This window comes from Actinomycetospora straminea (assembly GCF_028737255.1).
GTDB lineage: Bacteria > Actinomycetota > Actinomycetes > Mycobacteriales > Pseudonocardiaceae > Actinomycetospora > Actinomycetospora straminea.
The window spans coordinates 133,573-145,657 of sequence record NZ_JAQZAN010000006.1 but is presented as its reverse complement, the minus strand read 5'-3'; the positions used below and the strand labels follow the sequence as shown (position 1 = coordinate 145,657).

11 protein-coding genes are annotated in these 12,085 nt (G+C 72.6%); 4 read left to right on the top strand and 7 right to left on the bottom strand.

Going from position 1 to position 12,085, the window contains the following annotated elements:
* Positions 1-22: 22 nt before the first annotated feature.
* A complete protein-coding gene (gene cobU / locus PH190_RS10915) occupies positions 23-547 on the bottom strand; it encodes a bifunctional adenosylcobinamide kinase/adenosylcobinamide-phosphate guanylyltransferase (protein ID WP_274231649.1) in 525 nt (174 codons plus the stop codon).
* Positions 548-556: 9 nt separating this feature from the next.
* Positions 557-1,234 (bottom strand): DUF3043 domain-containing protein, encoded by a 678-nt coding sequence (locus PH190_RS10910; protein ID WP_274231528.1) that lies wholly within the window; start codon positions 1,232-1,234, stop codon positions 557-559.
* Positions 1,235-1,279: 45 nt separating this feature from the next.
* Here PH190_RS10910 and PH190_RS10905 point away from each other — a divergent pair, with 45 nt between their 5' ends.
* Positions 1,280-2,416, top strand: a complete 1,137-nt coding sequence (locus PH190_RS10905; RefSeq protein ID WP_274231527.1) for a glycerate kinase family protein — start codon at positions 1,280-1,282, stop codon at positions 2,414-2,416.
* Positions 2,417-2,584: 168 nt separating this feature from the next.
* Positions 2,585-2,965 carry a HesB/IscA family protein gene (locus PH190_RS10900; protein ID WP_274231526.1) on the top strand — a complete coding sequence of 127 codons (381 nt, stop codon included), beginning with the start codon at positions 2,585-2,587 and terminating at the stop codon, positions 2,963-2,965.
* A 57-nt stretch (positions 2,966-3,022) separates the two neighbouring features.
* Here the strand turns inward: PH190_RS10900 and PH190_RS10895 are convergent, their stop codons facing one another.
* Positions 3,023-4,012 carry an adenosine kinase gene (locus PH190_RS10895; protein ID WP_274231525.1) on the bottom strand — a complete coding sequence of 330 codons (990 nt, stop codon included), beginning with the start codon at positions 4,010-4,012 and terminating at the stop codon, positions 3,023-3,025.
* 95 nt (positions 4,013-4,107) lie between these two features.
* A complete protein-coding gene (gene asnB / locus PH190_RS10890) occupies positions 4,108-6,015 on the bottom strand; it encodes an asparagine synthase (glutamine-hydrolyzing) (protein WP_274231524.1) in 1,908 nt (635 codons plus the stop codon).
* A gap of 321 nt (positions 6,016-6,336) precedes the next feature.
* Between asnB and ctaC the strand changes: the two genes are divergently transcribed.
* On the top strand, positions 6,337-7,227 hold the full coding sequence (gene ctaC, locus PH190_RS10885) for an aa3-type cytochrome oxidase subunit II (protein ID WP_274231523.1): 891 nt from the start codon (positions 6,337-6,339) through the stop codon (positions 7,225-7,227).
* Positions 7,228-7,267: 40 nt separating this feature from the next.
* Complete coding sequence (locus PH190_RS10880) at positions 7,268-7,666, top strand: cytochrome c oxidase subunit 4 (protein ID WP_274231522.1); 399 nt, start codon at positions 7,268-7,270, stop codon at positions 7,664-7,666.
* Positions 7,667-8,373: 707 nt separating this feature from the next.
* On the opposite strand, the gene qcrB is transcribed toward PH190_RS10880, so the two are convergent.
* The 3 genes from qcrB to qcrC all read right to left on the bottom strand — a co-directional run bounded on the left by qcrB (position 8,374) and on the right by qcrC (position 12,046).
* On the bottom strand, positions 8,374-10,056 hold the full coding sequence (qcrB, locus tag PH190_RS10875; RefSeq protein ID WP_274231521.1) for a cytochrome bc1 complex cytochrome b subunit: 1,683 nt from the start codon (positions 10,054-10,056) through the stop codon (positions 8,374-8,376).
* Entirely contained in the window at positions 10,053-11,150 is a 1,098-nt protein-coding gene (gene qcrA, locus PH190_RS10870) for a cytochrome bc1 complex Rieske iron-sulfur subunit (RefSeq protein WP_274231648.1), read from the bottom strand. Before qcrA ends, qcrB begins: the two co-directional genes overlap by 4 nt.
* A gap of 68 nt (positions 11,151-11,218) precedes the next feature.
* On the bottom strand, positions 11,219-12,046 hold the full coding sequence (qcrC, locus tag PH190_RS10865; protein WP_274231520.1) for a cytochrome bc1 complex diheme cytochrome c subunit: 828 nt from the start codon (positions 12,044-12,046) through the stop codon (positions 11,219-11,221).
* Between the last annotated feature and the right edge of the window lie 39 nt (positions 12,047-12,085).

Genomic DNA, 12,085 nt, shown 5'->3' with positions numbered 1-12,085 from the left:
CGGTGACGGTATCCGGTGGGGCTCACCGCAGGCGCAGGGGCAGCCCGGCCACGAGCAGCCACACCTCGTCGCAGACGGCCGCGAGCTCCTGGTTGAGCGCGCCGAGCTCGTCGCGGAACCGCCGGCCCGCGCTCGTCGACGGCACGACGCCCAGCCCCACCTCGGCGGACACGAGCACGAGCGTCCCGTCGTGGCCCGCCACCGCGGCGACGAGGTCGTTCCGCGCCGCCGCGACCGACGGGGCGTCGCGGGCCCACCCGGCGTCGTCGAGGAGGCCGGTCACCCAGGTGGCGAGGTCGTCGACGAGCACCGGCTCGGCGGGTGCGCCGGCGAGCACCGCGGGGAGGTCGGCGTCCTCGACGGTGCGCCAGGTCGCGGGACGGCGCTGCCGGTGCGTCGCGACCCGGTCGGCCCACTCCGGGTCGGTCGCCGGGTCGACGCCGCGGGCCGTCGCCACGTACAGCGCGGGCGCCTCGGCGTCGAGCAGGGCCTCGGCGTGCGCGGACTTGCCCGAGCGCGTGCCGCCGAGGACGAGGGTGCGGGGGATCGGCGCGCCTCAGTCGATGGTGGTGCCGCGCGCGACGCGCGGGGCGGGCATCCGCAGGCGCCGCAGCTGGGTCGCGCGGGTGAACGCGTACCAGCCGTACGACAGTCCGCCGATCTGCTCCTTCGGGAACCTCGACCGCACCCGCGTCACCACGTACCGCCCGAGCAGGACGCCCTCGAGCGCCATCATCACGAGCATCACCAGGCAGATCAGGCTGCCGGCCGTCTGCACCGCGGGCACCGGGACGATCACCGTCACGAAGATGACCACCGCGAGCGGCATGAACAGGCCCATGAGGTTGCGGCGGGCGTCGACGAGGTCGCGGGCGTAGGCCCGGGCGGGACCCCGGTCGCGGGGGAGGAGCACCGAGTCGTCCCCGGCCATCATCCGCTTGCGACGGTCGGCCGCGGCCTGCTTGCGGTCGGCGGAGGACTTGCGGCGGTCCTCCTTGCTCCCGCGCAGCGCCCGCGCGCGCTTGATCGCCTCGCGCTGCGTCTTCGGCGCCGGCGCCACGGGCCCGCGGCGGCGGCCCTCCGCGTCGCGGCGCGACGGCGTCGGGCGGCCCTTGCCGGCGGTCTGCGAGCGGCCCCGCTCGCCGACCACCACGGCCTCGCGCTCCGCGGCCTCGTCCGACGGGCCGTCGACGGACTCGGGGGAGGTGGCGGAACCGCGGCGCAGGAACTTCACGCCGACCAGGATAGGGCACCGCGCCCACCCCCTACCGTGATCCGCATGCGCGTCCTGTTCGCTCCCGACTCCTTCGGCGGCAGTCTCACCGCCGCCGAGGCCGCCACCGCGATGGCGGAGGGCTGGGCGCGTGCCGTCCCGGCCGACACCACGGTCCTGCTGCCGCTGGCCGACGGGGGGACCGGGTTCGTGGAGGTCCTGCACACCGCGCGCGGCGGGACCCGCCACGACCTCGAGGTCACCGGTCCGCTCGGGCTCCCGACCACGGCGACGTGGCTGGAGCTGGACGACGGCGCCTACGTCGAGTCGGCGTCGGCGTGCGGGCTGCACCTGGTGGCCGAGCGCACGCCGGCCACGGCGGCGGCCGCGACGAGCCGGGGGGTGGGCGAGCTGGTCGCGGCGGCGGTCGCGACGGGCCCGGCGCGCCTGGTGGTCGGGCTCGGCGGCTCGGCGTGCACCGACGGCGGCGCCGGCATGCTGGCCGCGCTCGGGGCGATCCCCCGGGACGGTGACGGCGCGGCGGTGGCCGACGGCGGCGGCGCGCTGGCGGCGGTCGCCGGCCTCGAGGGCCTGGACGAGGTCGTGACGCGGCTGGACGGCGTCGACCTCGTCGTCGCCGCCGACGTCGACCACGTCCTCACCGGCCCGGAGGGGGCCGCCGCGGTGTTCGGGCCGCAGAAGGGCGCCGACGCGGACACCGTCACCGCCCTCGACGCGGCGCTGACGACGTGGGGCGCCGTGCTGGGGGCGGCGTGCGGGCGTCCGGACCTCGCCGAGCAGCACGGCGCCGGGGCGGCGGGCGGGCTCGGGGCGGCCCTGCTGGCCCTCGGCGCGCGGCGGGTGCCCGGCGGCGAGCTCGTCCGCGACGTCGCCGGGCTGGACGCCGCGCTGGACCGGGCCGACCTGGTCGTCACCGGCGAGGGACGCCTCGACGGCCAGTCGCTGCACGGCAAGCTCGTCACGGTGGTGGCGGCGCGGGCCCGGGAGCACGAGGTGCCGTGCATCGCGTTGGCCGGGCAGGTCGACATGACCGCCGGCGAGGCGCTGGGGGCCGGCATCGAGGGCGCGTACTCGGTGGCGGCGGACGCGGGGTCGGTGGAGGCGGCGCTGGCCGAGCCGGCGGCGCGGCTGGCCGACCTCGCCGAGGGCGTGGCCCGGCGGTGGGGCGCCCGCCCCGCGTGAGGTGACCCGCCGGTACGGGTGATCTCGCGCACGCGTGAGGCACCGGCCGCGGTGTGCGAGCATGGAGGCACGCCGCGGGGCGGGTACACCGGTCCCACGGGAATACACGGCACCGCGACCAGTTGTGCCGAGTGAGTGCACAGCGTCCCGGGAGCTCAAGGGAGAACCATGACCGTCGAGAACCCTGCCGCGCCGACCGACGTCGAGGCTCCGTCCGCGCAGCCGCACGGCGTCGAGCTGACGGACTCCGCGGCCGGCAAGGCGAAGGCCCTGCTCGACCAGGAGGGCCGCACCGACATGTCCCTGCGCATCGCCGTGCAGCCCGGTGGCTGCGCGGGCCTGCGCTACCAGCTGTTCTTCGACGACCGCAGCCTCGACGGCGACCTCGAGCGCGACTTCAACGGCCTGACCGTCGCGGTCGACCGCATGAGCGCGCCGTACCTGCAGGGTGCGGTCATCGACTTCGTCGACACCATCGAGAAGCAGGGCTTCACGATCGACAACCCGAACGCGGGCGGCTCGTGCGCCTGCGGCGACAGCTTCAACTGAGCTGACACGACGAAGGGCCCCGGACCAGCAGGTCCGGGGCCCTTCGTCGTCGGCGGGTCACCTCAGGGCGGGCACCTCGGCGGCGACCTTGTCGCGCAGGCCCTCCGGCGGCTGCGCGCCGAGCTGGGCCACGACGTGCGACGCGGCGACGGCGCCGATGCGCCCGGACGTCGCGTGGTCGAGGCCGCGGGTCCACCCGTAGAGGAAGCCGCCCGCGTAGGCGTCGCCGGCGCCGGTGGTGTCGACGAGCTCGTCGGCGTCGCGGATCCCGACCTCCTCGACGCTGTCGTCCGCGTCGTACACCGTCGAGCCCTTCGGCCCGTGGGTGACGACGACGACCTCGCAGTTGCCACCCCGGCCGCGCAGGAGCGAGGTGACCGGGTCGTCGCCGACCAGGGCCGCGACCTCGTCCTCGTCGGCGATGATGATCTCGACGTTCTCGCGGGCCAGCTCGCGGAAGTACTCGCGGTGGCGCTCGACGCACCCGGCGTCGGACAGCGTCATGCCCACGCGGGCCTCGCTCTTCGCGGCCGCGTCGACGACCTTGCCGATCGTCCGGCGGGCGTGCTCGGTGTCGGCGAGGTAGCCCTCGATGAGGCTGACCGTGGAGCCCGCGACGTCGTCCTGCTCGATGTCGTCGGGGCCGAGCGCGGTGCACGCGCCGAGGAAGGTCGACATGGTTCGCTCGCCGTCGGGCGTGACCATCACCAGGCACCGCGCGGTGGCGGGGCTGCCCGAGAGGGCCGGGGTCGTGAAGTGCACCCCGTGCGACCGGATCGACTCGGTGAACGAGGTGCCGAGCCGGTCGTCGGACACCTTGCCGACGTAGCCGGCGTCGGCGCCCAGGGCCGCGGCGATGGCGATCGTGTTGGCGACGCTGCCGCCCGAGCGCTCCGTCGTCTCGCCGGCCTCGGTGTAGAGCTTCTCCGCCTGGGCCTCGTCGATGAGCGTCATGCCGCCCTTGGGCAGCTCGTGCGCGCGGATGGTGTCGTCGTCCGTGCGGAACAGCACGTCGACGATGGCGTTGCCGATCCCCAGTACGTCCATGGATGCCTCTCGAATCGCGCTACGTCCTTCGGACCAGCGGTCGAGACTAGGTGACTCGGGGCGTCACCGGGACCGAACCGTTGCGTGGCGCACGTTCAGGCATACACCGGGTAGTCGGGCTCCGGGATCTCCGGGCGGATGCGCTCCTCGACGAAGATGCCGTGCCAGAGCATGAACACGAGCAGTGTCCAGATGCGCCGCGAGTGGTCGACGGGGCCGACGCGGTGCTCGTCGATGAGCCGCAGGACCGCCGCCTTGTCGAGGATCGCGTCGGTCTGCGACTCGCGGACGATCTGCCGCGCCCAGTCGAGCATGTCGTGGGCGAGCCAGTAGCGGATCGGCACCGGGAAGCCGAGCTTGCGCCGGTGGAGCACGTGCGGCGGGACGATGCCGTCGATGGCCCGGCGCAGCGCGTACTTCGTCGTGCCGTGCGCGACCTTCTGCTCGGTGGGCAGGTGCGACGCGACCTCGAAGACCTCGCGGTCGAGGAACGGCACGCGCAGCTCGAGCGAGTTGGCCATCGTCATCTTGTCGGCCTTGACGAGGATGTCGCCGCGCAGCCAGGTGAAGAGGTCGACGTGCTGCATGCGCGCCACCGGGTCCCAGCTGCCCGAGTCGGCGTAGATCGGCGCGGTGACGTCGGTGTAGGAGAGCTCGGGGTCGTGGCCCCGCAGCACCGCGGCGAGCTGGTCGTTCCGGAAGATCCGCGCGTTGCCGTAGTAGCGCTCCTCGAGGGGCAGCGCGCCGCGCCGCAGCAGGTCCTTCCCGCGCACCCCGTCGGGCAGCCGCGTCGACAGCGCCCCCGCCAGCTTGCGGACGGCGCCGGGCAGCTTCTCGAACGGCGCGAGGGAGAGCGGCTCCCGGTAGATCGTGTAGCCGCCGAACAGCTCGTCGGCGCCCTCGCCGGAGAGCACGACCTTGACGTGTTGGCGCGCCTCGCGGGCCACGAACCACAGGGGCACCAGCGCTGGGTCGGCGACCGGGTCGTCGAGGTACCAGACGATGAGCGGCAGCGCGTCCATCATCTCCTGCGCGCTGACCGTGCGGACGATGTGCCGCACCCCGATCGCCTCGGCCGACTCGCGGGCGACGTCGGCCTCGGAGTAGCCCTCGCGGGCGAACTCGCTGGTGAAGGTCATGAGGTCGGGGTTGTGCTCCCGGGCGAGCGCCGCGATGACCGTCGAGTCGATGCCGCCGGAGAGGAACGAGCCCACGGTGACGTCGGCGCGCATGTGCTTGGCCACCGAGTCGCGCAGCACCTCGGCGATCTCGGCGTGCAGTCGCGTCTCGTCGTCGACGGGCTTGGCGTCGAACTGCGGCTCGAAGTAGCGCTCGGCGAACACCGTCTCGCCGGGGGAGACCGTGAAGCTGGTCCCCGACTCGACGCGGCGGATGGCGCGGTGCAGCGTCAGCGGCTCGGGCACGTACTGCAGCTGCAGGTAGTGCTGGAGAGCCGTGGGGTCGGGCGCGGTGGTCGGCTCGTCGAGGGCCTTCGCCAGCTGGAGGAGGCTCTTCTTCTCGCTGGCGAACGCGACGCCGTGCGGGCCCGCGGAGACGAAGAGCGGCTTGATGCCGAACGGGTCGCGGGCGCCGAAGAGCACCTTCTCGTGGGTGTCCCAGATGAGGAACGCGAACATGCCGCGCAGCCGGCGCACCGCGTCGGCGCCCCAGACGTCGTAGGCGGCGACGATGGCCTCGGTGTCGCCCTCGGTCACGAACTGCACGCCGTGGTCGCGGGCGAGCTGCTCGCGCAGCTCGAGGTAGTTGTAGATCTCGCCGTTGAAGACGATGCGGTAGCGGTCGCTCGCGTACGTCAGCGGCTGGTGCGAGCCCTCGACGTCGATGATGGACAGCCGGTTGAACCCGAGCACCACGTCCTCGTCGTGCCACTCGCCGGACTCGTCCGGGCCGCGGTGGCGCATGCAGGTCAGGCTTTCCTGCACCGCGCCGGCGCGGGCCGCGCCCGCACCATCGGACGTGATCAATCCCATCAGGCCGCACACGCGTCCGCTGACACCTCCGGTTCCGGGGACGGGCCGGCCCAGTATGACGACCGGGCGGGATCGATCCGGTGACGCCCTCCGGGCCCGGCCGGGGGCCGTTCCCGACCGACCCGCCGCGCCCCTCCGACAGCGCGTAGTGGCTCGCTCGGATAGTCTCCGCAGCGACGTCGGGGCCCGGGTCCGCCGGGCCGCTCGCCGCGTCGCCGCCGGGTCCGATGACCTGGGCGGACACCGGCGAGCACCGCCCGAGGAGGAAGGCAGCCAGCAGTGCGCCGAGATGGGACGCCGGTCCGGAGCCGCACCGGTCGTGCGCGCCGGGCCGTGGGCCTGGCCCTCGCGGCCGTCGCCGTGGCCGTGACCACCTCCGGCTGCTCCGTCGACGAGGTCCTCCGCTTCGGCTGGCCGGTCGGCGTGACGCCCGAGGCCACCCAGATGCGCACGCTCTGGACCTGGTCCGCGGTGGCCGCGCTCGTCGTCGGCGTCCTGGTGTGGGGGGCGACGGCCTGGACCGTGGCGTTCCACCGCCGCCGCGCCGGCGCGTCGGACCTGCCGCGCCAGTTCCAGTACAACCTGCCGCTCGAGCTCGTGCTCACGGTGATCCCGCTGATCATCGTCGCGGTGCTGTTCTACTTCACCGTCGTCGTGCAGAACGTCGTCGACCGGAACGCGCAGGGCAACGAGCTGCAGATCCAGGTCACCGGGTTCCAGTGGAACTGGGAGTTCACCTATCCCCAGACGCCGGGACCGAACGGCCTGCCGGCCTCCGTGGTGGGCACGACGGAGTCGGTGCCGATCCTCGTGCTACCGACCGACCGGCCGATCCAGTTCACCCAGGAGTCGAAGGACGTCATCCACTCCTTCTGGGTGCCGGAGTTCCTGTTCAAGCGGGACGTCATCCCCGACCCCGCGGCGAACGACCAGAAGAACACCTGGGTCATCGACCGGATCGAACGGCCCGGCGCCTTCGTCGGCCGCTGCGCCGAGTTCTGCGGCGCCTACCACTCGATGATGAACTTCGAGGTGCGCGCGCTGCCGCCGGCGCAGTTCGACCAGTTCCTCCAGCTGCGCACGCAGATCAACCCGCAGACCGGCCAGGGCTTCACCACCAACGAGGCCCTCGCCACGCTGAACTGCGGCGAGCTCTGCAACCCCGAGTCGATCACCACCCGCGTGATCAACCCGGACCCGACGGCCCAGCTCGCCGTCCGATGACCTGGCTCGCCCGCACCACCCCGACGTCAGCGAGGACCCGATGAGAGTCGAATCCCGCATCTTCGAGATCCTCACGGTCTTCTGCTTCGTCTGCGCGATCGTGTACGGCATCCTCTCCGCGGAGGAGGTCGGCATCGTCGCCCTGACGCTGACCGGTGGCCTCACCCTCATCGTCGGGACGTACTTCCGCTTCGTGGCCCGCCGCCTCGAGGAGCGCCCCGAGGACAACCCCGAGGCCGAGGTGTCCGACGGCGCCGGCGACGTGGGCTTCTTCAGCCCCGGGAGCTACTGGCCCCTCGCGGTCGCGGGCGGCACCGCGATGACCGGCCTCGGGGTCGCCCTGTGGCAGTGGTGGCTGATCGTCCTCGCCGGCATCGGGCTGCTCATCGCCATCTGCGGCCTCGTGTTCGAGTACCACGCGGGTCCCGAGGCGCACTAGGCGCCGCTCGCCCTCCCGCCCTCCTCAAGGCCCTCCACGGCCCCGTCCCGGTGCTCCGGGGCGGGGCCGTGGTGTGCGTGGGTGGTGGCGTGGTGGGGCGGCGTGCGTGGGGGCGGCGTGCTGGGGCAGCGAACGCGCTGTTCGTGGCTTCTAGGCGAGCGAACGGCGCGTTCGTGTCCATCGTCCGGCGTTCTGGGGCGTACGGCGGCGTGGGTGCGGGTGGCGGGCGGCTGGCGGGGGAGCGAGGGACGCCCTGGCTGCGTCCGAGGCAGCTGGTGGCGCCCTCGGTCCGCGTCGCCGGGGTGCGCGTGCGCGGCTGGTGGGGGAGCGAGGGACGCCCTCGCTGCGTCCCAGGCAGCCGGTGACGCCCTCGGTCCGGTTCGCGGGCCCTTGGGCGCAGCGCCCCGGCATCGAGTCGGGTGCGCCAGTCGCTGTGGGGCAGGAGCGCGGCGCGGGTGGTGCTCGGCGCAGCACACGGCGTGTCGCGCGATCGAGGATGTGGCGATCCTGGCGTTGAACGCCAGCAAGGACGCACCGCTGGCACACCCCGTGCGCCGATGAGGCCTGCGAGAACGCCCGCCCGGAGGCCCGCCGTCGAGCCGCAGAGCGCCCGTGCGGCGCCGGCGACGAAGCATAGGCCCCGAAACCACGACGGACCGGGAGCGTCGCGCTGACGCTCCCGGCCCGTCGAGGGTCGTGCTGGCTGCCTACTCCTGGATGTCGCGGGGACGTCCCGCGTCCGGACGGCCCGCGAGCTCGCGGGTCTCGCCCGGCTCGACCTGGAGCGGGTCGCCGCCGTGGGCCCCGCCGGTGAGGGCGTCCTGCTCCTCGGGCGGGTCGGGGCGGAACCAGCCGCCCTTGAGGGGCGAGCCTGCCGAGCCCAGGTCGTTCATGCGCTTCGGCACCTTGGCGCCCTGGTAGGCGAGCGGGACCGCGTGGCCGTGGTCGTCCACGCCGCCGAGGGGCTGGTGCACCTCGACGAACTCGCCGTGCGGCAAGCGCTTGATGTGGCCGGTCTCGATGCCGTGCTCGAGCACCTCGCGGTCGCTGCGCTGGAGGCCCAGGCAGATCCGGTAGGTCGCGAAGTACACGATCGGCGGTCCGACGAGCAGGCCGATGCGCCCGACCCACGTCATCACGTTCAGGGAGATGTCGAACGTGTAGGCGAAGATGTCGTTGCCGCACGCCAGCAGCAGCCAGAAGTAGAAGAACATGGCCATCATGCCGGTGGCGGTGCGCACGGGCACGTCACGCGGGCGCTGCAGCAGGTTGTGGTGCGCCTCGTCGCCGGTCAGCTTGCGCTCGATCAGCGGGTAGAGCGCGAGCAGCGTGGTGAGGATGCCCATCCCGATCACGGCCGGGAAGAAGATCGCCGGGATCGTGTACTGGCCGAACAGGTACATCTCCCACGACGGCCACAGGCGGACCGCCCCGTCGAAGATGCCCATGTAGAAGTCGGGCTGCGACCCTGCCGACACCTGCGTCGGGTCGTACGGGCCGAGCTTCCAGATCGGGTTGATCTGGAACGCGCCACCCATGATCGCCATGACGCCGACCGAGACGATGGTGAAGCCGCTGGCCTTCGCCGCGAACGTCGGCAGGATGCGGACGCCCACGACGTTGCGCTCGGTCCGCCCCGGGCCGGGGAACTGGGTGTGCTTCTGGAACCACACCAGCGCCACGTGCAGCGCGATCACCGCCAGGATGATCCCGGGCAGCAGGAAGACGTGGACGATGTAGAGGCGCGGGATGATGATGTCGCCCGGGAACTCGCCACCGAGGATCGCCCAGTGCAACCAGGTGCCGATCACGGGGATCGACATGATGATCGCCGAGAGGCCGGTGCGCAGCCCGGTGCCGGAGAGCAGGTCGTCGGGCAGCGAGTAGCCGATGAAGCCCTCGATCATGCCGGTGAGCAGCAGGACGACGCCGAGCACCCAGTTCGTCTCACGGGGGCGGCGGAACGCTCCGGTGAAGAACGTCCGCATCATGTGCGCGATCATCGCCGCGACGAACAGCAGCGCCGCCCAGTGGTGCACCTGGCGGATGAACAGGCCGCCGCGGACGTCCATCGAGATGTTGACGGTCGACTCGTACGCCATCGACACCGTCACGCCGCGCAGACCGGGGTAGACGCCCTCGTAGGTCGTCTCGGCCATTGACGGGTCGTAGAACACCGCGAGCCACGTGCCCGACAGCAGCAGCACGATGAACGCGTACATGTTGATCTCGCCGAGCATGAACGACCAGTGCGTCGGGAAGACCTTGTTGATCTGTCGCCGCAGCGGTCCGGCCGGGTGGAAACGGCTGTCCGCCTCGTCCGCGGCCGTCCCGGCCAGCTTCATCGCCAGGCCGCCGCCCTTGCGGGTCGGTGTGGTGATCGAGCTCATGAGTTCCGCTCCCAGAACGCCGGACCCACCGGTTCGATGAAGTCACTGCGTGCGTACAGGTAACCCTGATCGTCCACCGCGATCGGCAGTTGCGCCAGTGGACGGGCAGCCGGGCCGAAGACGGGCTTGGCGTACTCGTTGGCCTGGAACTGCGACTGGTGGCAGGGGCAGAGGATGCGGTTCGTCTGGTCCTCGTACAGCGACGTGGGGCACCCCATGTGGCTGCAGATCTTCGAGTAGGCGAACAGCGTGCCGTAGTTGAAGTCCTCCTGGCCCTCGCGCTTGATGACCGCGACGTTCGGGCGCAGCCGGATGAGCATGACCGGCGAGTCGGCCGACCGCAGGACCTCGGCGAGGTGCTCGGGGTCCTCGCGCTCCTCCTCGCGGAAGGGGAAGACCGTCTCCATGGAGCCGGGCTCGAGGTCGCCGGCCTTGACGAGGACCACGTCGCTCGGGACGCCGGAGTTCTTCCGCAGGTAGACCCGCTCACCGTGCTTCGACTTCCACTCGGTGACGAGCAGCGCGGACTCCGGGCCCTCCTTCCACGGGTTCTTGACCAGGCCGCCGAACGCGGCGACGAGGACACCCAGGCCGAGCACGCCGCCGGCGGCCCCGAGCGACCGGTAGATGAGCTTGCGGCGGGCGATCCCGCTCTGCTGCCCGGTCTGCACGAGCCGGGCCGCGGCGGTGCGGCGGTCGATCTCTTTGGAGCGCCCGTCGTGGCGCTGCTGGATGGTGAGGTCCTCGGGCAGGAGCTTCTTCGAGTAGGCGATGACGCCCATGCCCACGCCGAAGACCGACAGGCCGAAGGTGACCCCGATGATCGGCGTGTAGAGCGCGTACACCCACGCGCCCTCCTCCTCGGGCGACCGGTACTCCCACGGCCACCAGATGAAGGCGACGAGGAAGGCGATCCCCGCGATGACCGCCAGGATGAACCAGCCGGCGACCTGGCGCTCGGCGCGCTTCTCGGCGCGCGTGCCGGGCACCGGGAAGCGCTCGCGCGACGAGACGACCTCGAGGTCGTCGATCTGGTTGCCCAGGCGGACGAGGTCGTCGGTGCTCATCCGCGCGAGCTCCTCGTCCGAGGGGATGCGCGGCGTCGCGTCCGACGGGTGGGGCTCGGTGGGGGCGTTGGCGCCGTGGTCGGCAGGGCGCGTGCTCACTGGCGGGATCCGATCCAGAGGGAGATACCGATGAGGGCCGCGAGACCGACGAAGAAGGCCACGATGCCCTCGGGCACCGGGCCGAAGCCGCCGAGGCCGTTGCCGCCCGGGTTGACGCCGGTGTTGTTGCTGGAGACCGACTTGATGTAGCCGATGATGTCCCGCTTCTCCTCGGGGGAGAGCTGGGAGTCGGCGAACGTGGGCATGTTCGCCGGGCCCGACAGCATCGCCGCGTAGATCTGCTCCTCGGACGCGGGGTCGAGGTTCGGGGCGAACTTGCCCGAGGACAGCGCGCCGCCGCGGCCGGTGAAGTTGTGGCAGGAGGCGCAGTTGAGGCGGAAGAGCTCGCCGCCGCGACCGACGTCCTCGCCGCGCAGCTCCTCGCCGTTGGCGACCACGGGCGTCTGCGGCCCGCCGCCGTTGGCCTGGATGAACGCCCCGAGGGCGTCGATCTGGGCCTCGTCGAACCGCGGGGGCTTGCGCTCCGCGGCCGCGCCCTGGGCGGCGAGCGGCATGCGGCCGGTCGAGACCTGGTAGTAGACCGAGGCCTCGCCGACGCCGATGAGGCTGGGACCGCGCCCCTGGACGCCCTGCAGGTTGGTGCCGTGGCAGGTGATGCAGGAGTTGTCGTAGATCTGCTGGCCCTCGCGGACGATCGCGGGGTCCGCGGCGACGGCCTGGTCGGGCTGCGGGGTGAACACCGTGTAGAGGCCGCCGACGGCGACCAGCGCGACGCCCAGCGCGAGCAGCCCGGACAGGCGCCGGCGCATCTTCGACCCGCGCCGTGCCCGCGGACGGGCGGGGCGGGGCTTCTCGTCAGTCATGGGGTGCCCAACCTCGAGCTCTCCTCGCCGTGGGTGGTG